Annotated in this window: 18 protein-coding genes and 2 riboswitches; of the genes, 11 read left to right on the forward strand and 7 right to left on the reverse strand. The window is 71.5% G+C overall.

Going from position 1 to position 18757, the window contains the following annotated elements; translation table 11 throughout:
* Window positions 1-140 precede the first annotated feature (140 nt).
* Window positions 141-206: riboswitch (guanidine-III (ykkC-III) riboswitch) on the forward strand.
* 19 nt (window positions 207-225) lie between these two features.
* Together ACZ6RT_RS13465 and rpe are read left to right on the forward strand one after the other, a co-directional pair.
* A complete protein-coding gene (locus ACZ6RT_RS13465) occupies window positions 226-549 on the forward strand; it encodes a DMT family transporter (RefSeq protein ID WP_399192233.1) in 324 nt (107 codons plus the stop codon).
* Window positions 550-777: 228 nt separating this feature from the next.
* Window positions 778-1434 (forward strand): ribulose-phosphate 3-epimerase, encoded by a 657-nt coding sequence (gene rpe, locus ACZ6RT_RS13470; protein ID WP_399192231.1) that lies wholly within the window; start codon window positions 778-780, stop codon window positions 1432-1434.
* 243 nt (window positions 1435-1677) lie between these two features.
* Here rpe and ACZ6RT_RS13475 read toward each other — a convergent pair whose 3' ends face one another.
* The 5 genes from ACZ6RT_RS13475 to ACZ6RT_RS13495 all read right to left on the reverse strand — a co-directional run bounded on the left by ACZ6RT_RS13475 (window position 1678) and on the right by ACZ6RT_RS13495 (window position 7614).
* Window positions 1678-2736, reverse strand: a complete 1059-nt coding sequence (locus tag ACZ6RT_RS13475) for an ABC transporter ATP-binding protein (RefSeq protein WP_399192229.1) — start codon at window positions 2734-2736, stop codon at window positions 1678-1680.
* On the reverse strand, window positions 2733-3734 hold the full coding sequence (locus ACZ6RT_RS13480; RefSeq protein ID WP_399192227.1) for an ABC transporter ATP-binding protein: 1002 nt from the start codon (window positions 3732-3734) through the stop codon (window positions 2733-2735). The genes ACZ6RT_RS13475 and ACZ6RT_RS13480 overlap by 4 nt, the downstream gene beginning before the upstream one ends.
* Window positions 3735-3748: 14 nt before the next feature.
* A complete protein-coding gene (locus tag ACZ6RT_RS13485; protein ID WP_399192225.1) occupies window positions 3749-4729 on the reverse strand; it encodes an ABC transporter permease in 981 nt (326 codons plus the stop codon).
* 129 nt (window positions 4730-4858) lie between these two features.
* Window positions 4859-6643: an ABC transporter substrate-binding protein gene (locus tag ACZ6RT_RS13490; RefSeq protein ID WP_470153637.1), complete on the reverse strand. Its 1785-nt coding sequence runs from the start codon at window positions 6641-6643 to the stop codon at window positions 4859-4861.
* Window positions 6644-6660: 17 nt separating this feature from the next.
* Window positions 6661-7614 (reverse strand): ABC transporter permease, encoded by a 954-nt coding sequence (locus ACZ6RT_RS13495; protein ID WP_470153639.1) that lies wholly within the window; start codon window positions 7612-7614, stop codon window positions 6661-6663.
* Window positions 7615-7987: 373 nt separating this feature from the next.
* Between ACZ6RT_RS13495 and ACZ6RT_RS13500 the strand changes: the two genes are divergently transcribed.
* The 6 genes from ACZ6RT_RS13500 to ACZ6RT_RS13525 all read left to right on the forward strand — a co-directional run bounded on the left by ACZ6RT_RS13500 (window position 7988) and on the right by ACZ6RT_RS13525 (window position 13447).
* Window positions 7988-8803: an oxygenase MpaB family protein gene (locus ACZ6RT_RS13500; RefSeq protein WP_399192219.1), complete on the forward strand. Its 816-nt coding sequence runs from the start codon at window positions 7988-7990 to the stop codon at window positions 8801-8803.
* A gap of 125 nt (window positions 8804-8928) precedes the next feature.
* A riboswitch (FMN riboswitch) is annotated at window positions 8929-9059 on the forward strand.
* Window positions 9060-9526: 467 nt separating this feature from the next.
* Window positions 9527-10219, forward strand: a complete 693-nt coding sequence (locus tag ACZ6RT_RS13505) for a riboflavin synthase (protein WP_470153640.1) — start codon at window positions 9527-9529, stop codon at window positions 10217-10219.
* Window positions 10216-10878, forward strand: coding sequence for a nicotinamide mononucleotide transporter family protein (locus ACZ6RT_RS13510; RefSeq protein ID WP_470153642.1), 663 nt, complete (start codon window positions 10216-10218; stop codon window positions 10876-10878). The genes ACZ6RT_RS13505 and ACZ6RT_RS13510 overlap by 4 nt, the downstream gene beginning before the upstream one ends.
* Window positions 10875-12089: a bifunctional 3,4-dihydroxy-2-butanone-4-phosphate synthase/GTP cyclohydrolase II gene (locus tag ACZ6RT_RS13515; protein WP_399192216.1), complete on the forward strand. Its 1215-nt coding sequence runs from the start codon at window positions 10875-10877 to the stop codon at window positions 12087-12089. Before ACZ6RT_RS13510 ends, ACZ6RT_RS13515 begins: the two co-directional genes overlap by 4 nt.
* A complete protein-coding gene (gene ribH, locus ACZ6RT_RS13520; RefSeq protein WP_470153645.1) occupies window positions 12086-12580 on the forward strand; it encodes a 6,7-dimethyl-8-ribityllumazine synthase in 495 nt (164 codons plus the stop codon). Before ACZ6RT_RS13515 ends, ribH begins: the two co-directional genes overlap by 4 nt.
* A gap of 408 nt (window positions 12581-12988) precedes the next feature.
* A complete protein-coding gene (locus tag ACZ6RT_RS13525) occupies window positions 12989-13447 on the forward strand; it encodes a PH domain-containing protein (RefSeq protein ID WP_399192210.1) in 459 nt (152 codons plus the stop codon).
* A 54-nt stretch (window positions 13448-13501) separates the two neighbouring features.
* Here ACZ6RT_RS13525 and ACZ6RT_RS13530 read toward each other — a convergent pair whose 3' ends face one another.
* Window positions 13502-14170, reverse strand: coding sequence for a potassium channel family protein (locus ACZ6RT_RS13530; RefSeq protein ID WP_399192208.1), 669 nt, complete (start codon window positions 14168-14170; stop codon window positions 13502-13504).
* Window positions 14163-15503: a TrkH family potassium uptake protein gene (locus ACZ6RT_RS13535; RefSeq protein WP_470153648.1), complete on the reverse strand. Its 1341-nt coding sequence runs from the start codon at window positions 15501-15503 to the stop codon at window positions 14163-14165. Before ACZ6RT_RS13535 ends, ACZ6RT_RS13530 begins: the two co-directional genes overlap by 8 nt.
* A gap of 158 nt (window positions 15504-15661) precedes the next feature.
* Between ACZ6RT_RS13535 and ACZ6RT_RS13540 the strand changes: the two genes are divergently transcribed.
* Genes ACZ6RT_RS13540 through ACZ6RT_RS13550 form a run of 3 tightly spaced genes read left to right on the forward strand, consistent with a single transcriptional unit; the run spans window position 15662 to window position 18756 of the window.
* Window positions 15662-16558: an AAA family ATPase gene (locus ACZ6RT_RS13540; RefSeq protein ID WP_399192204.1), complete on the forward strand. Its 897-nt coding sequence runs from the start codon at window positions 15662-15664 to the stop codon at window positions 16556-16558.
* Window positions 16542-17657, forward strand: a complete 1116-nt coding sequence (locus ACZ6RT_RS13545) for a vWA domain-containing protein (RefSeq protein WP_470153651.1) — start codon at window positions 16542-16544, stop codon at window positions 17655-17657. Before ACZ6RT_RS13540 ends, ACZ6RT_RS13545 begins: the two co-directional genes overlap by 17 nt.
* Window positions 17650-18756 (forward strand): XdhC family protein, encoded by a 1107-nt coding sequence (locus ACZ6RT_RS13550; RefSeq protein ID WP_399192200.1) that lies wholly within the window; start codon window positions 17650-17652, stop codon window positions 18754-18756. The genes ACZ6RT_RS13545 and ACZ6RT_RS13550 overlap by 8 nt, the downstream gene beginning before the upstream one ends.
* The last annotated feature ends 1 nt before the right edge of the window (window position 18757 follow it).

The raw sequence follows: 18757 nt of genomic DNA on the forward strand, positions 1-18757 counted from the left end.
CGTGCGCCGTCACTGAGCCGTCGTCGCTCCTCCGCCGGGTCCCGGCGGAGGAGCGGACCGGCCGGACGGCGTGATCGTGGCCCGCCGTGGTCCCGGGTGCGGCCGGGGAATCCCGGGAGGGCCACGGCCGTTGTCGCCGGTACGGGACCCGACCGGGGCCCGTCCGGACGAGACGCGCCGTACCCGGCCAGCGAAGACGACGCTCCTTCACGGAAGGGGTCTGTCATGGCCTGGGTCCTGGTCGTCGTCGCCGGTCTGTTCGAGGTCGTCATGGCCTACTCGCTCAAGCTCAGCGACGGGTTCTCCGTACCGCTGCCGGCCGCGGGCTTCGTCGTCTCCGCCGTCGTCAGCTTCGGTCTTCTCGCGCTCGCCCTGAGAAGCCTCGACGTGGGGACGGCCTACGCCGTCTGGACGGGCATCGGGGCCGTCGGCACCGCCGCGCTGGGCATGATCCTCCTGGGCGAGAACGCCTCCCCCCTCAAGATCGCTTCGATCCTCCTCATCCTCTGCGGCGTCGTCGGCCTCAATCTGGCGGGCGGCGGTCACTGAGCGGCCCCGCCGCGCCCGCGACCCGGCCCCGCCGGGACCGGCCGGAGCGGGCCCGACGCCGGGGTGAGCCCGAGCCGGGCCGAACGTGCGAGGTCCGGGCCGGAACCGGACCGGACCTCGTGCCGGAACCGGACCGGGACGGACCTGCCGGGTCCCGGCCGGAGCCGGGTGCGTCCGGCCGGGTCCCGGGCGGAGCGGGAGGCGGGGGACCCATAGAATCGGCGCATCATGGCCGTACAGATCTCGCCCAGCATCCTGTCCGCCGACTTCGCCCGCCTCGCCGAGGCGGCCGCGGCGGTCCCCAACGCCGACTGGCTGCACGTGGACGTCATGGACAACCACTTCGTGCCCAACCTGACCCTCGGGCTGCCGGTCGTCGAGTCCCTGCTCAAGGCGACCTCGACGCCGCTCGACTGCCACCTCATGATCGAGGACCCGGACCGCTGGGCCCCCTCCTACGCCGAGGCCGGGGCCGGGAGCGTCACCGTCCACGCCGAGGCCGCCAAGGCCCCGGTGCGCACGCTGCGCCAGATCCGCGGCGCCGGCGCCCGGGCCGGCCTGGCGCTCAACCCGGCCACCCCGGTCGAGCCGTACGAGGACCTGCTCGGCGAGCTCGACATGCTGCTGCTGATGACCGTCGACCCCGGTTTCGGCGGGCAGAAGTTCCTCGACGTGGTCCTGCCCAAGATCCGCCGGACCCGCGAGCTGCTCGACCGGCACGGCGGGCAGGTCTGGCTCCAGGTGGACGGCGGCGTCTCCGAGACGACGATCGAACGCTGCGCCGAGGCGGGCGCCGACGTGTTCGTGGCGGGCAACGCCGTCTACGGCGCCGAGGACCCGGCCCGCGCGGTCGACGCCCTGCGCTCCCTGGCGAAGGGCCGCTGACCCCGGTCGTCCCGGGACACCCGCAAGGCCCCCGGTGACGCCGCAAGCCCCCGGTGGCACTGAACCCCCGGCGACGCCGCAAGGCCCTCCGGCGACGCCGCAAGCCCCCGGGTAACGTCCGGAAGACCACGGTGACGCCCGCAGGACCCCGGTGACGCCGAAAGGCCGCCTCCCCTGTCGGAAGGCGGCCTTTCGCGAAGGCCTCGCCGCCCCGGAGGGCGGGACGGCCGGAGGGCTATCCGCTCACGGCTGCAGGGCCGGGTCCAGCACCACGTCCTCGCCGTGCACGGTCGGCTGCTCGGGGAAGTGGCAGGCGGTCAGGTGACCCGCCGCGTTGCCCTCCAGCCTGACCAGCGGGGGCTCCTCGACCGCGCACTTCTCCTGGGCCTTCCAGCAGCGGGTGCGGAAGTGGCAGCCGGACGGCGGGTTGATCGGGGAGGGCACGTCCCCGGCCAGCCGGATGCGCTCGCGCGGCACCTCGTCCTCCAGCACCTCGGGCACCGCCGACAGCAGCGCGTGCGTGTAGGGGTGGCGGGGGCGCTCGTACAGGGAGGCGCGGTCGGCGATCTCCACGATCTTGCCGAGGTACATGACCGCGACCCGCTGGGAGAAGTGCCGCACGATCGCCAGGTCGTGCGCGATGAACAGGAACGCGATCCCCATGTCCCGCTGGAGCTGCTGGAGCAGGTTGACGACCTGGGCCTGGATGGAGACGTCCAGGGCCGAGACCGGCTCGTCCGCGATGATCAGCCGGGGGTTCAGGGCGAGCGCGCGGGCCACCCCGATGCGCTGGCGCTGGCCGCCGGAGAACTCGTGCGGGAACCGGTTGTAGTGCTCGGGGTTGAGCCCGACGATCTCCAGGAGCTCCTGGACGCGCCTGGTCCTGCCGCCCGGCGGGTCGATGCCGTTGATCTCCATCGGGCCGCCGACGATGGTGCCCACGGTGTGCCGCGGGTTGAGCGACGAGTACGGGTCCTGGAAGATCATCTGGATCTCGGGGCGGATCGGCTTCAGCTCCTTGCGCCCGGCGTGCCCGATCTCCCGCCCGGCGTAGCGGATGCTGCCCTCGGTGGGCTCCAGCAGGCGGGCGGCCAGCCGTCCGGCCGTGGACTTGCCGCAGCCGGACTCGCCGACCAGGCCGAGCGTCTCCCCGCGGTGCACGGTCAGGTCGATGCCGTCCACCGCGTGGACCTTGCCGACCTGCCGTTTGAAGACGACACCGCCCATCACCGGGAAGTGCTTCTTCAGCCCGGACAGCTCCAGCAGCGCCTCGCCGCGGGGTTCGCCGGTCGTCTCGGTCATTTCACGATCTCCCGCTTCTGGGCGAGGGTCAGGTAGCACGCGTCGCCGTGGCCGCGGTGCGGGGACAGCTCGGGCCGCTCGGAACGGCACAGCTCGGGACCGGCCAGTTCCTTGTAGTCGCACCGGGGATGGAAGGGACAGCCCGGCGGGACGTTGAGCAGGCTGGGCGGGGTGCCGCGGACCGGCCGCAGCGGCACGTCCACCGGGCCGCTCAGCCGGGGCATGGAGGCCATCAGGCCCCAGGTGTAGGGGTGGCGGGGCTCGTGCAGGACCTCCCGCACGGTGCCGCGCTCCACCGCCCGCCCGGCGTACATCACCAGCACCTCGTGCGCGGTGTTGGCGACCACGCCGAGGTCGTGGGTGATCAGGATGATCGAGGTGCCCTCCTGGTCCTGGAGCTCCTTGAGCAGGTCCAGGATCTGGGCCTGCACGGTCACGTCCAGCGCGGTGGTGGGCTCGTCGGCGATCAGCAGGTCGGGGTCGCACACCAGCGCCATCGCGATCATCGCGCGCTGCCGCATGCCGCCGGAGAACTGGTGGGGGTAGTCGTCGACCCGGGTCCTCGGCTGCGGGATGCCGACCCGCGTCAGCATCTCGATCGCGCGGGCCCTGGCCTCGCCCCGGCTCGCGCCGGTGTGCTTGCGGTAGACCTCGGAGATCTGCTTGCCGATGGTGTGGTACGGCGAGAGCGAGGTCAGCGGGTCCTGGAAGATCATCGCGACCTTGTTGCCGCGCAGCCTCTCCATGGTGGACCGCGAGGCGCCGATCAGCTCCTCGCCGTCCAGCCGGATCTCTCCGCCGATCTGCGTGGTCTCCGGGTTGTGCAGGCCGAGCACGGTCAGGTTGGTCACCGACTTGCCGGACCCGGACTCGCCGACGATGCCCAGCGTGGTGCCCTTCTCCACGTCGAAGGAGAGCCCGCCCACCGCGTGGACGACGCCGTCCTCGGTGTGGAAGTCGACGGTCAGGTCACGGACCGAGAGGAACGGGTTCGACACTTTCTTCAGAACTCCTAACCCAGCCGCACGCGGGGGTCGATGAAGGCGTACAGGACGTCGACGACGATGTTGAAGAAGACGATCGCCCCGGCCGCCACGAGCACCGTTCCCATCAGCATGGGCAGGTCCGAGGTGTCCACCGCCTTGAGCGAGAGGCGCCCGAGCCCCTGCAGGCCGAAGGTGGTCTCGGTGATGATGGCCCCGCCGATCAGCGTGCCGAGGTCCACGCCGAAGATGGTGATGATGGGGGTCAGGGTACCTCGCAGGGCGAACCTCATCACCACGCTCCGGCCGGACATGCCCTTGGCCCGCGCGGTGCGGACGTAGTCCTCGCCGAGCTGCTCGACCATGGTCGAGCGCGTCATGCGGGTGTAGTTGGCGGTGAAGATGACCGCCAGCACCAGCCAGGGCAGCAGCAGCCCACCGGCCCAGGCGATCGGGTTCTCGGTGAACGGCAGGTACTTGGGCTGGGCGAGGATCTGGCCCTTGTAGACGAGGAAGTACAGCGCGAGCGTGCCGATGAAGTAGATCTGCACGGAGGCGCCGATCAGGGAGGCCACGCTGGCGATCTTGTCCAGCGGCTTGCCCTGGCGCAGCGCGGCGACGATGCCGGTCAGGACGCCGAAGACCAGGAAGATGGCCGCGGCGCCGACGGTGAGGGAGACGGTGACCGGGAGCCGGTCCAGGATCGTCTCGAACACCGGCTCGCGGTTGACGAACGAGTACCCCAGGCAGGGGGCCGGGCAGCTGCCCAGTCCCTCGTACTCGCGGCCGACGAAGATGCCGGCCAGCCAGGCCACGAACTGGGCGAACAGCGGCTGGTCCAGTCCCAGGTTGCGCCGCGCCTGCTCCAGCAGGTCGGGCGGGCACACCTTGCCGCAGGCGAGCCTCGCGGGGTCGGCGGGCACCGCGAAGAAGAGGAAGAAGGTCACCGCGGAGATGATCACGAGGGTGACCACGGCGCCGAGCGTACGGCGAGTGATGAATGGAAGCATTGCCTGTTTCCCGAGATGACTGGGACCGCTGTGGGGGGCCGTGCGGCCCCTGGCCGCGGCCCCGCGGGAGGGTCGGTCTCCCCTCCCGCGGGGCCGCGGCCGTCGGTGTCTCCTACGGCTTCGCGAGCGTCACGGCTTCACGAAGATCTGGTTCGGCGGGACGACCCACTGCTGCGGGTCGATCTCCACGCCGCCCACCTTGGAGCCGTGCAGGGTGTTGGCGATCCTGTTCTCGGCGACGACCAGCGGGGTGATGGTCTCCTGGATCTTCCTGTCGAGCGCCATCCACGCCTTGTTCTGGGCGTCGATGTCGGTCATCGCCATGATCTCCTCCATCTCCTTGGTCAGCGCCTCGTCCTTCAGGTGCGAGTAGTTCGGCGCTCCGTCGGCCACCGGGCCGAAGATGACGGGCATCACGGTCGAGCCGGACGGCCAGTCGGCACCCCAGCCGCCCCAGTAGATGTCGAACTCGTTCTCGATCTTGCCGATCGAGTCGTAGTACGTCTTGCGGTCCAGCGGCTTGGCGACGACCTTGATGCCGGCCTTCTCCAGGGCGTTCTTGATCACCACGGTGACCTGCTCCTGGACCGGGGTCTGGTTGTAGGCGTAGACGACGGTCGGCGTCGGGTTGCCCGACTCGGCCAGCAGCTGCTTGGCCTTCTCCACGTCACCCTCGGGCTTGGTGGTCTTGCCGAACAGGTCGTAGGGCTCGTAGCCGACCGTGGTGTTCTCGTTGAGGATCGTGGTCGGCAGCGCGGCGGCCTGCGGGCCACCCATGACCTGCTGGATCTGCTTGGACGGCCACGCGTGGTTGATCGCCTGACGGACCTTGATGTCCTTCATGCGGTCGAGGTTGAAGTAGTAGTAGTTGCCGTACGGCGAGGGGCTCTTGAGCAGACGGCCGGCCAGGGACGGGTCGCCGAGCACCTGCTGCAGCCGCTCCGGGGGAACGGTCGCGTAGAAGGTGAAGGCGGTCTGGTCGGCGCCCGCGTCCGCCATCAGGCGGTCGGTGATCTGCAGGGCCTCCTGGCCGAACTCCAGGTGCCACTTGTCGGGGTAGGCGCCGCGGATCGGGTCGGTCGCCGGGTCCCAGTTGGGGTTGCGCTCAAGGTCGATGGTCTTGTCGACCACGTGGCTCTTGATGATGTACGGGCCGCTGGAGAAGGGCTCCTTGTCGTACTTCTCCTTGGTGTCCTTGGCCTTGGGCACGATGCCGTAGCCGCCCATCGCGAAGGCGTAGTTGGCGTCGGCGTGCGGCGTCTTGAACTTGTAGACGATCGTCTTGTCGTCCGGCGTCTCGATGTTGTCGAGGCGCTTGCCGTCATAGGGGCCCTGGTAGGCCTTCTTGTGGTCGGTCTCGGTCAGCCACTGCTGGATGTAGGTGGGGCCCTGGGTGACGAACGAGGCGAACGTCCGCTCCATGCTCCACTTGACGTCCTCGGACGTGATCGGCGTGCCGTCCTGCCACTTCACGCCGTCCTTGAGGGTGAAGGTCCAGGTCTTGCCGCCGTCGGAGGGGGTGCCCGCGTCGGTGGCCAGGTCGCCGACCAGCTTGTACTCGCCCTTGGCGACCCGCTTGTAGCCGGTCAGGCCGCGGTTGATCAGGAGGGAGAAGTTGGTCTCGGTGTTGACGTAGAGCTGGGCCGGGTCCATGTGGGAGAAGTCGTCACGGTCCATCATCGTGACGGTGCCGCCCTTGACGACGCCCTCCGGCTCGATGGCGGGACCCTTGGAGTCGTCCGCCGTGCCGACCGTGATCGTCGGCGCCTTGAACGGCTCGGCCGAGGGGGCGGCCGCGCCGGAGGAGCCGCTGGGGGCGGCGGGGGCTCCCTGGTTGCCCTCCGCGCACGCGCTGGTGAATGCGAGCGCGCTTATGGCGAGTACGGCCATCGCTGACCGCGTACGGACTGTCATCTTTCTCCTATTCGGATCTAACGCTTGAGCTTGGGGTCGAAGGCGTCGCGGATCGAGTCACCCAGAAGGTTGAACGCGATCACGAAGATCAGCAGAGCTGCGCCCGGGAAGATGAGGTAGGTGATGTCGTTCCGGTAGACCTCGGTGCCGCGCAGGAACATCCGGCCCCAGTCGGGGATGGGCTCGATCATGCCGACGCCCAGGAAGGAGAGCGCGGCCTCGGCCGTCACCAGCGCCGGCAGCAGCAGCGTCGACTGGATCAGGATGGGCGTCCACAGGTTCGGCAGCAGCTCCTTGAAGATGATCCGGAACGGGGAGGCGCCGGTGACCCGGGCGGCCTCGACGAACTCCCGCTCGCGCAGCGAGAGCACCTGGCCGCGCAGCAGCCGCGCCAGCCCGGCCCAGCCGAAGACGGTGAGCACGATCACGAGCGTGACCGCGCGGAGCCAGACCGGCGTCTCCTCGTCGGAGGCGACGAAGAGGTTCTCCACCACCGGCATGAACGCGATGATGAACAGCACCGAGGGGAACGACAGCAGGATGTCGATCAGCCGGCCGATCAGGTAGTCGGTCCTGCCTCCGGCGTACCCGGCGACGATGCCCATCACGATGCCGATGCAGGTCGTGATGATCGTCGCGGCCACCGCGATCGACAGCGAGGTCCTGATGCCGTAGACGAGCTGCATGAACACGTCCCGGCCCAGGTTCGGCTCGATGCCGAACCAGAACTCGGAGCTGATGCCGCCGTTGGGCCGGATCGGGTAGCCGAAGTCGTTCAGCAGGCCGGGGGTGTCCTGGCCGTACAGGACGTAGGGGTCCTTGCCGTAGAGCCAGGAGATGACCGGCGCGAGGATCGCCACGAGGAAGAAGAAGATCACCACGCCGGCCGAGACGAGCCCGGTGCGGTCGCGGCGGAAGCGCAGCCACATCAGCTGGCCGGGGGAGCGGCCCACCGTCTCCGGTGTCCTCACCGCGGAGGGCTCCCCGATCGTGGTCGCGGCTGGTGCAGGGATGGTCATCGTGCGGGTGCCCCCAACGAGCATGGCTGAGCGGGATCCTTGGAACCATCGCAAAACAGTCGAGGTCAAATCAATGGTCTACCCGTTACTCATTTTATTGTTGTGTAATTTCCACCTGTTTGTAGCTTCAATTCCGTTGACGCACCCAGGGGGTGAGATGCCACAATTAAGGCATCCAAAGACTGCTTTTCACGGATCTGTGACACGCCCATGACGTGGTGGTGACACGCGGGTCCCGATCCCGTCCCGCTCGTGTCACGGACCTGGGACAAAGGTGTCCGGCCCTCCGGGTAGGGTAACTACCCGCTTACGAGGGAGGTGGCGCATGGATCACGGACTGTTCGGTCCGGAGTCGGTGACCTGGAAGGTGATGGGGGAGCCGATCCTGCTCGTCGGGGGTTTCCGGGCGTTGCTGATGCAGGGGCTGCATCCTCGTGCCATGCGCGGGGTCGCGCAGAACTCCGCGCTGATGGACCCCGCGGAGGCGTGGTCCCGCTTCCTGCGCACGACCGAGTTCGTACGGGTACGCACCTACGGTACGACCGAGGAGGTCGCCCGCGCAGGGGCCAGGGTCAGAAAGATTCACGCCGGCCTCACCGCCCTCGATCTCGACACCGGCGAGCGGTTCCGTCTCGACGACCCGGCCGCGCTGCTGTGGGTGCACGTCGGGGAGGTCGACTCCTACCTCTCGGTGGCCCGCAGGGCCGGGGTGCGGCTGAGCGACGAGGAGGCCGACCGGTTCGTGGCCGAGTGGCGCCGCGCCGCCGAGGTCGTCGGCCTGCGGCCCGAGGACGTGCCCGGCTCGGTCGGCGAGATGGACGACTACATCCGGGCCTGCCGGCCGGGGCTGTACTTCGCGCCCGAGGTGCCCCACCCGCTGCGGCAGTCGCTCAACGCCCCGCTCCCGGCCAGGCTGACCGCGCTCAAGCCGATGTTCCCGCTGATCACCCTGCTCGCCTTCGCCACCCTGCCGCGCTGGGCCCGCAGGCTGTACGGGCTCCCCGGCAGCCCGCTGGGCGACCTGTGGGCGACGGCCTCGCTGCGGGCGCTGCACACCGGGATCGGCCTGGTGCCCGCCCCGGTGCGCTACTCCCCGGACGCGCGCAGGGCCCGCAGGGCGGTCTCCGAACGCGCGGCCTGACGTCCTCTGGCGTGCTCTCCTGTTCCGAATCCTGGACTCTCGTGTGGCGTGGTTTGCCGTACATGGCACACTGGTGTACGGAAAGGCCGGGCCGCTGCGCGGTCCGCCTTCCGTGACAGTGCGAGCAGCGTGCTCCGGGGTCGGTGAAATTCCGAGCCGGCGGTTACAGTCCGCGACCCGGTCGAGGCCATCGACCGGTTGACCTGGTGGAACTCCAGGACCGACGGTTAAAGTCCGGATGGGAGGAAGCGCGCGAGCGGAGTGTGCCTTCGGGCACCCTCCGCTTATCGGGTGTACGCACCCGTCGATCCCCGGGGCCGCCGTGGCAGAAAGCTACTGGCGAGTAGGAGACCTCGGGTGACTGATCCGGCGCTGAGGCGCCGGGCGGCCGGGCACGTCCCTCACGGACACGGCACCGCCGCCCCCCACCACCGTCCGCCCGGCCGCACAGGCCCCGGCGTCCCGTGTTCGTACGCCTGTCCCGGCCCCCGGCCGCGGCCCTCGTCCCGGCTCGCCCGGCCGTGTCCGGCCCGTCCGGGCGACCTGACGGCGCGGTCCCGGCCCGTCTCCGCCGCCCTCGTGGCGCGGCCGGCCCGCCCGTCGTCCCCCGCCGCCCGCCCCGCGCGGTGCCGGGTCCCCCTCACCCCCCGGCCTCTCCTGCCGGGCCGCCTCGCGCCCCCGGACGCCCTCCTGTATCCCGCCGGTCCCCCGAAGGAGTCGTGAATGTTCACCGGAATCGTCGAAGAGCTCGGCGAGATCGCCGGGATCGAGCCGCTGACCGACGCGGCCCGGCTGTCGATCCGCGGCGGAACGGTCACCGCCGACGCCGGGCACGGTGACTCGATCGCGGTCAACGGCGTCTGCCTGACCGTGGTGGACGTGCGCGGCGAGGTGTTCACCGCCGACGTGATGAAGGAGACCCTGGACCGCAGCTGCCTGGGCGCGCTGGAGACCGGGTCCCCGGTCAACCTGGAGCGCGCGGTCCGCGCCGACCAGCGGCTGGGCGGCCACATCGTGCAGGGTCACGTGGACGGTACGGGGACGCTGCTCGCGCGCGAGCCCGCCGAGCACTGGGAGGTCGTCCGGATCTCCCTGCCGCCAGGGCTGGACCGCTACGTGGTCGAGAAGGGCTCGATCGCCGTCGACGGCGTCAGCCTGACCGTGATGGACGTCGACCGCGACGGCTTCGCCGTCAGCCTGATCCCCACCACCCTGCGCCTGACCACCCTCGGCGCCAAGGGCCTCGGCGACCCGGTGAACCTCGAGGTGGACGTGATCGCCAAGCACGTGGAGAAGCTGGTCGGCGCCTACACCGCGGCCCCCTCACCCGCAGCCCTCTCACCCGCGGCTCCCTCGCCCGGGGCGGGCGGACGGAGCGGCGGCAACGGCGCGACCGTGCGGGGAGGCGTGTCGTGAACTGGGCCCAGGCGGGATTCATGGTCCTGGGGACCAAGGTGCTCTGGACCGACCTGGTGGGGAACGTGGCCGCGCTGGCCACGGTGCTGCTGGCGATGCGCAAGTCGCTGTGGACCTGGCCGGTCCAGCTCACCGGGTCGGTGCTGCTGCTGGCCGCCTCCGTCAGCGCGGGCCTCACCGGCAACGCCCTCAAGCAGATCATGTTCGGCGCGCTGGCCGTGTACGGCTGGTGGCGCTGGTCGCGCGGCACCCAGGACGGCCGGGAGCTGCCGGTGCGCCCCGCCACCGGGCGCGAGCGGCTCGTCCTGGCCGGGGTGATGATCGCGGGCACCGCCGTGGTCGCCGTGTTCTTCTTCTTCACCGGCCTGTCCTGGGGCGCGCACGCCCCCCTGCCCAAGGGCTACTTCCTGGTCACCGCGGACGCCTACATCTTCGTCGGCAGCGCCGTCGCCACCTGGGCCCAGGGCCGCGCCCTGGTGGACTTCTGGATCATCTGGGTCGCCGTGGACCTGGTGGGCGTGCCGCTGGCCTTCAGCTCCGGGCTCGTCGTCTCGGGGGCCGTCTACGGGTTGTTCTTCGTGCTCGTGCTGATCGGATTCGTCAACTGGCTCAAGGAGTACCGGTCCCGGACCGTGCTCGTCCCCGAGGAGGCCGTGTGACCAGGCTGGACCCCATCGAGCGCGCGATCACCGACATCCGCGAGGGCAGGGCCGTCGTGGTCGTCGACGACGAGAACCGCGAGAACGAGGGCGACATCATCTTCGCCGCGTCCGCGGCCACGCCGGAACTGCTGGCCTTCACCATCCGTCACACCAGCGGCGTGATCTGCGTGCCGATGCTCGGCGAGGACCTCGACCGGCTCGGCCTGCCGCTGATGGTGCGCGACAACCGGGAACGCCTGCGCACCGCGTACACGATCAGCGTGGACGCACGTGACGGGGTGAGCACCGGCATCTCCGCCGCGGACCGGGCCCGGACGATCCGTGCCCTGAGCGACCCGGAGACCGAACCGGCCCACCTGGTACGGCCGGGGCACGTCTTCCCGCTCCGCTACCGCGCGGGCGGCGTGCTGGCCAGGCGCGGTCACACCGAGGCGGCCGTGGACCTGGCCAGGCTCGCCGGGCTGAGCGAGGCGGGCGTGCTCGCCGAGGTCGTCAACGACGACGGGACCATGATGCGCCTGCCGGAGCTGCGCGTCTTCTGCGACGAGCACGACCTGGCGCTGGTCTCGATCGAGCAGCTCGTGGAGTTCAGGCGGCGGACCGAGCGGATGGTGACCCGGGTCGCCGAGACGAGGCTGCCCAACAGGTTCGGCGTCTGGCGGGCGTACGGCTTCGCCAGCTCCCTGGACGGCGGCGAGCACCTGGCCCTGGTCTTCGGCGACCTCGACGACGGCGAGAACGTCATGGTCCGGGCGCACTCCGAGTGCCTGACCGGGGACGTGCTCGGCTCGCTGCGCTGCGACTGCGGGGTCCAGCTGGAGCACGCGATGTCGCGGATCGCCGCGGAGGGACGGGGCGTGATCGTCTACCTGCGCGGCCACGAGGGACGCGGGATCGGGCTGCTGGCCAAGCTCCGGGCCTACAGCCTCCAGGACGGCGGGAGCGACACCGTCGACGCCAACCTGGAGCTCGGGCTGCCGGTGGACGCGCGGGAGTTCTCCAACGCCGGGCAGATCCTCGCAGACCTGGGCGTGAAGTCGGCCCGGCTGCTGACCAACAACCCGGCCAAGCTGCGCGGCATGGACGGCTACGGCGTCAAGGTGCTCGGCCGCGAGCCCATGCCGGTGGCGATGAACCCGTACAACGAGAAGTACCTGTCGGCCAAGCGCGACCGCCTCGGCCACGACATTCCCCGGGAGGACACATGAGCGGTACCGGACGACCGGCGGCGTCGGCCGTCGAGGCCGGCGGGCTGACCCTCGGCCTGGTCGCCGCCCGCTGGCACGGGCAGATCACCGATCAGCTCGTGGCGCGGGCCGTGCAGGCCGGACGGGACAGCGGCGCGGAGGTGACGGTGGTCCGGGTGGCCGGATCGCTGGAGATCCCGGTGGTGGCCCAGGCGCTGGCCCGGCGGTGCGACGCGGTCGTCGCCCTGGGCGCGGTGATCCGCGGTGAGACCGCCCATTTCGAGTACGTCTGCGACTCCGTCACCTCGGGCCTGACCCGGATCTCCCTGGACGAGGAGGTGCCGATCGGCAACGGCGTGCTGACCTGCGACTCGCTGGAGCAGGCCGTCGACCGGTCGGGCGTGCCCGGCAGCCACGAGGACAAGGGGTACGAGGCCACCGTCGCGGCGCTGGAGACGGCGCTGCTGCTGAGGGAGCTGCGCTCGCAGAAGACCGTCACGGCGGGCTTCTGACGCGACGGCCGGAGATCCGCGCCACCGGCCCGGTCACGCCGACCGGGCCGGTGGCAAGAGGCCGGGGCGGGCGTCGAGGTGGCCGAGGTGGCCGAGGTGGCCGAGGTGGCCGGGGCGGACCGGTGGGGAGCCGGTGGGGAGCCGGGGAGGCCGGGGGAGGGGCGCGTGACCGGCCGGTCACCGGTGGCCGGGTGCTCCCGCGTGCCGTGCGGCGCCGCTCCCGCCGTGCCGTGCGACGGGACGGGCACGACCGTGCGATAGGTTTCCATCGGCGCCGCGACCGGCCGTCGGCGCCGCGACCGGTCGTCGTGGTCGTCGTGGTCGTCGTGGCCGTTCCGGCCGCCGGTCTTCCCGAGGGCGCCGGTCTTCCCGAGGGCGCCGGTTCTTCCGAAGGATCGTGATCTGACAGTGAGCCCGGAGAGCGTCTCCCCGCCCCCGCTGCCCGTCGTGTGGCGGCCGAGGACCGGGCGGATCGCGGCCTACGGCTTCGCGAGCGTGATCGTCGTCGGCGCGGTGCTGATGGCGGTCTTCCTGCCCGATCCGTTCACCCTGGCCGACAGGATCGCGATGGTCGTGCTCGGCCTCGTGATCGCCGGGGTCCTCCACCTGCTGGGACGGTGCCGCGTGGAGGCCGACGAGCGGGGGATCACCGTCGTCAACCCGCTGCGGGTGCGCCGCTACGAGTGGTCGCAGGTGCTGGGGGTCAGCCTGACCGAGAGCGAGCCGTGGGCGAAGATCGACTTCACCGACGGCGTCACCGTGGGGGCCATGGGCATGCAGGGGTCGGAGAAGGAGCGCACCGTCCGCCAGGTCCGCGAGCTGTCCGCCCTCATCAGGCGGCACGGGGAGGCCCCGGAGGCCCGCTGAGCCGTCCGGGCCCCGCCGGACCGGGACGGTCCCCGCCGGTCCGGGGACGGTGGCTCAGGTCTCCTCGGCGAACCGCTCGGCGCTGGTGGTCTCACCGGCCACGAGCAGGGTGTCGCCGTTCTGGATCAGGGTGTCGGAGGCGGCGTAGGTGAACCCGGTGCCGGGTTTCTTGATCCCGACCACGGTGACCCCGTACTCGCTGCGGATCCCCAGCGAGCCCAGGGTCTTGCCGTCCGCCCAGCGCGGCGCCATGGTCTTGATCATGGCGTACCCCTCGTCGACCTCCACGTAGTCGAGCATCCGCCCGGTGACGAGGTGCGCGACCCGCTCGCCCATGTCGTGCTCGGGCTGCACCACGTGGTGCGCGCCGACCCGCCGCAGGATGCGGCTGTGCTGCAGGCTGATCGACTTGGCCCAGATGGAGGTCACCTCCAGGTCGGCCAGGATCGAGGTGGTCAGGATGCTCGCCTCGATGTCGGTGCCGATGCCGACCACGGCCCTGCCGAACTCGCCGATGCCGAGCTGGGCCAGTGCGTCGGGATCGGTGGAGTCGGCGCTCACCACGTGGGTGAGGCGGCCGGAGAAGTGCTGCACGTTCTTGGGGTCGTTGTCCACGCCCAGCACCTCGACGTCCCGTCCCACCAGCTCCATCGCCAGGGCGCCGCCGAACCGGCCCAGGCCGATCACCGCGACCGCTTCGTGGCGGTTTCTCTTGTCAACCAACGAGGGGACCCTCCTCCGGGTATCGGAACCGACGGGTCTGCACGTGCAGTGCCAGCGCGGCGCCCATCGTCACCGGCCCGAGCCGTCCCACGAACATCAGGGTGGTCAGGACCAGATGTCCCTCGGCGCCCACGTCGGCGGTGATCCCCGTCGACAACCCGACCGTGCCGAAGGCGGAGACCACCTCGAACAGTACGCGGTCGAGGTTGAACGGGGTGACCGCCATCATGACGAGCGTGCCGACGGTGACCGACGCCACGCTCAGCAGGGCGATCGTCAGCGCCTGGCGCTGGAGCTGCTCGGGGATGCGGCGGCGGCCCGCCGTGACGTCCGGCTCGCCGCGCAGCTCGGCGAGGATCACGAACCCCAGGAGCGCGAACGTGGTCACCTTGATGCCGCCCCCGGTGCTCGCGCTGCCCGCCCCGATGAACATCAGCACGTCGCTGATCAGCCAGGAGTTCTCGTTCATCTGCGAGGTGTCCACCGAGTTCAGCCCGCCGCTGCGGGTCATCGCGCTGTGGAAGAACCCGGCCATGATCCGCAGGCCCGGGGAGAGTCCGCCCATCGTCTGGGGGTTGTTCCACTCGGTGGCGGTGATGGCCAGCGCGCCGCCGAAGAACAGGACGGCGGTCGTCCCCAGCGTGATCTTGGCGTGCAGGCTCCAGCGCGACGGGCGGCGCCAGTGCTCGCGCAGCACGGCGTACACGGGGAAGCCGAGACCGCCGGCGACCACCGCCAGCATGAGCGGGATGCAGATCCACGGATCACGGACGAACCTCATCATGCTGTCCGGCCAGAGCGCGAACCCGCCGTTGGTGAACGACGAGACCGCGTGGAAGACCCCGTAGTACACGGCGCGGCCGACCGGCTCCCCGTACCCGACCACGAATCGGACGGCGAGCACGGTGGCGGTCAGCACCTCGGCGACCAGAGTGACCTTGGCGACCCCCACGATCACCTGGCGCACGTCGCCGGGCCCCAGGGTCTTGGTCTCGGCCTGGGTGTTGAGACGCGCCCGAAGGCCGAGCTTGCCGGAGACGATCAATGCGAGGATCGAGGAGAGCGTCATGATCCCGAAGCCGCCGATCTGCATCAGCACCATCAGCACGACCTCACCGAAGACCGACCAGTGCGCCGCGGTGTCGTGCACGGCGAGCCCGGTCACGCACACCGCCGAGGTGGCGGTGAACAGCGCGGACGTCCACGAGGCCGACACCCCGTCCTCGACCGAGACCGGCAGCAGGAGCAGCCCCGTCCCGCTGAGGACCGCGGTCAGGAACGCCAGCACGACGACCCTGGACGGGGTGTTGATCTGGTCGAGCAGGTTCTTCACAGAGGGCGACAATACTTCTTCGAGGGGACCGGCAGTACGTCCGCTGTCATCCGTTCCCACGATCATCCGGTCGCGACCGGCGCCGCCGTCCCGCGATCCCGTCCGGCCCGTTCGCCGGCGGGGCACGCCGGGACGTGTGACCGGCGTAGCCTGAGGTGGTGGTGAGGCGGACAATCGAGGCATCCGACGTGGAATCGCCCGAGCAGCTTGCGGAGCTGCTCGCCGGGCAGGCCTACCTGGCGGGCGAGGGGCTCGTCACGGCGGCCTTCCTGGCGCTCAGGATGGGCCGCCCGCTGCTGCTGGAGGGCGAGGCGGGCGTCGGCAAGACCGAGCTGGCCAGGACCCTGGCGGCGGTGCTCGGGGCCCCGCTGATCCGCCTGCAGTGCTACGAGGGGCTCGACGCCTCCCAGGCGCTCTACGACTGGGACTTCGCCCGCCAGCTCCTGCACCTCAAGGCCGCCGAGGCGGGCGGGGTGACCGACGCCGCCCGGCTGGAGGGGGAGGTGTACGACCGGCGCTTCCTGATCGCCAGGCCGCTGCTGAAGGCGATCGAGACGCACCCCGCGGTGCTGCTCATCGACGAGGTGGACCGGGCCGACGTGGAGTTCGAGGCGATCCTGCTCGAGGTGCTCTCGGACTTCGCGATCTCCGTCCCGGAGCTCGGCACGATCCGCGCCGACGTCCCCCCGGTGGTCGTGCTGACCTCCAACCGCACCCGCGAGGTGCACGACGCGCTCAAGCGGCGCTGCCTCTACCACTGGCTGGAGCACCCCTCGTTCGAACGGGAGGTGGCGATCCTGCGCAGGCGGCTCCCGGAGTGCTCGCTGACCCTGGCCGAGCAGGTGGCCACGGCGACCGGGCGGCTCCGGAAGGCCGACCTGATCAAACCGCCGGGGATCGCCGAGACCCTCGACTGGACCGAGGCCCTGATGGCCCTCGGCGCGCGCGAGTTCGACCCCGGCCTGGCCGCCGCCACCCTGGGCGCCCTGCTCAAGCACCGGGAGGACCACGAGACGGTGCTCGGGAACGGACTCCTCGGTGCGTCCCGCGGCTGAGGGGGCCGGGCCGGACCTGGTGCGGGTGATGACCGGTTTCGCCAGGACCCTGCGGGCCGCCGGGGTGCCGGCCGACCACGAGCGCACCCAGGGCCTGCTCCGCGCCCTGTCGCACCTGGACGCCTCGCGTCCCGGCGACGTGTACTGGGCCGGGCGCCTCACCCTCTGTGCCTCGGCCGACGACCTTCCCCGCTACGACCGGGTCTTCGCGGCCTACTTCGGCGGGCGGAGCGCGTCCCGGGCGAGACCCGCGACGATCACCGTCACCCGGCACACCGCGGCCCATCCCGGGGCCGTCCCCGAGCCCGACGGCGGCGCCGAGCCCCCCGCCCTGGCGGCGACCGCCAGCGCGACGGAGGTGCTGCGCACCCGGGACGTGGCCGCGATGACGGGAGCGGAGCTGGCCGAGGTGCACCGGCTGCTCGCCCTGATGCGGGCGGGGAGGGAACGGCGCCGGTCGCGCCGGTTCAGGCCCTCGCGCCGGGGACGGCTGGACGGCCGGGCCACGGTCCGCGAGAGCCTGCGCCGGGGCGGCGAGACCGCCGGGCTCCGCCACCGCGAGCACCGGACCAGGCCCCGCCGCGTCGTGCTGCTGGTCGACGTCAGCGGCTCCATGACCCCGTACGCGGACACGCTGCTCCGCCTGGCCCACGCGCTGGTCAGGTCCGAGCCCCGGGCCACCGAGGTGTTCAGCGTGGGCACCCGGCTGACCCGGCTCACCGCCGAGCTGCGCCACCGCGACCCGGCGGCCGCGATGAACGCCGTCTCCCGCGCCGTCCCCGACTGGAGCGGCGGCACCCGGCTGGGCGAGGAGCTGCGCCGGTTCCTGACGCGGAGCGACGCCGCCGGGGCGACGGTGGTGATCGCCTCCGACGGCTGGGAGCGCGGCGGCGCGGAGCTGCTGGGGGCGCAGATGGCCCGGCTGTCCCGTACGGCGCACCGGGTGGTCTGGGTGAACCCGCACAAGGGCCGGGACGGCTACGAGCCGCTCACGGCCGGGATGCGGGCCGCCCTGCCGTACATCGACGACTTCGTGGCCGGGCACAGCCTGGCCGCCTTCGAAGAACTGGCGGCGCTGCTGGGAGGCACCCGTGCGTGATGTGTTGTCGCAGGTCCTGAGCTGGTGGGAGGCCGGGGAGACGTTCGGCCTGGCCACCGTGGTGGACACCTTCCGCAGCGCGCCCCGCCCGCCTGGGGCGTCCATGGCGGTGCTCGGCGAGGAGGCCGAGGGCAGCGTCTCGGGCGGCTGCGTCGAGGGCGCCGTCTACGAGCTGGCCCGGGAGGTGGTCTCCTCGGGCACCCCCGTGCTGCAGCGGTACGGGGTGAGCGACGACGACGCCTTCTCCGTCGGGCTGACCTGCGGCGGCATCCTGGACGTGTTCGTCGAGCCGGTCTCCAGACACACCTTCCCCGAGCTGGGGTCGGTCGCCGCGTCGGTGCTCGGGCACGAACCGGTGGCGGTCGCGACCGTCCTGTCCGGGCCGGGCACGGTGGGCGCCCGCCGGGTGATCTGGCCGGACCGCTCGGGCGGGTCGCTGGGCGTGGCCCGGCTGGACGCCGCGGTGGACGACGACGCGCGGGGCATGCTGGCCCAGGGGCTGACGGGCGTGCGCAGGTACGGCGCCCAGGGGCAGCGGCGCCTCGACGAGCTGGCGGTCTTCGTCCAGTCCTTCGCGCCGCCGCCCCGGATGCTGATCTTCGGCGCGATCGACTTCGCCGCCGCGGTCGCCCGGGTCGGCAAGTTCCTCGGGTACCACGTGGTCGTCTGCGACGCCCGACCGGTCTTCACCACGGCCAAGCGCTTCCCCGAGGCCGACGAGGTGGTCGTCAAGTGGCCGCACGACTACCTCGTCTCGGCCGCGGTGGACGAGCGGACCGCGATCTGCGTGCTCACCCACGATCCGAAGTTCGACGTCCCGCTGCTGGAGGTGGCCCTGCGCACCCCGGCCGGGTACGTCGGGGCGATGGGCTCGCGCCGCACGCACGAGGACCGGCTGGCCCGGCTCGCGCGGGCGGGCCTGGGGGAGGCCGAGCTCGCCAGGCTCCGCTCGCCGATCGGCCTGGACCTGGGCGCGCGTACGCCCGAGGAGACCGCGATCTCCATCGCCGCCGAGCTGATCCAGCTGCGCTGGGGAGGTTCGGGCCGCCCGCTCACCGACGGTTCCGGCCGGATCCACCGGGACGGGCCGGGGACGTGAA

Source organism: Streptosporangium sp. NPDC050148 (genome assembly GCF_055586505.1).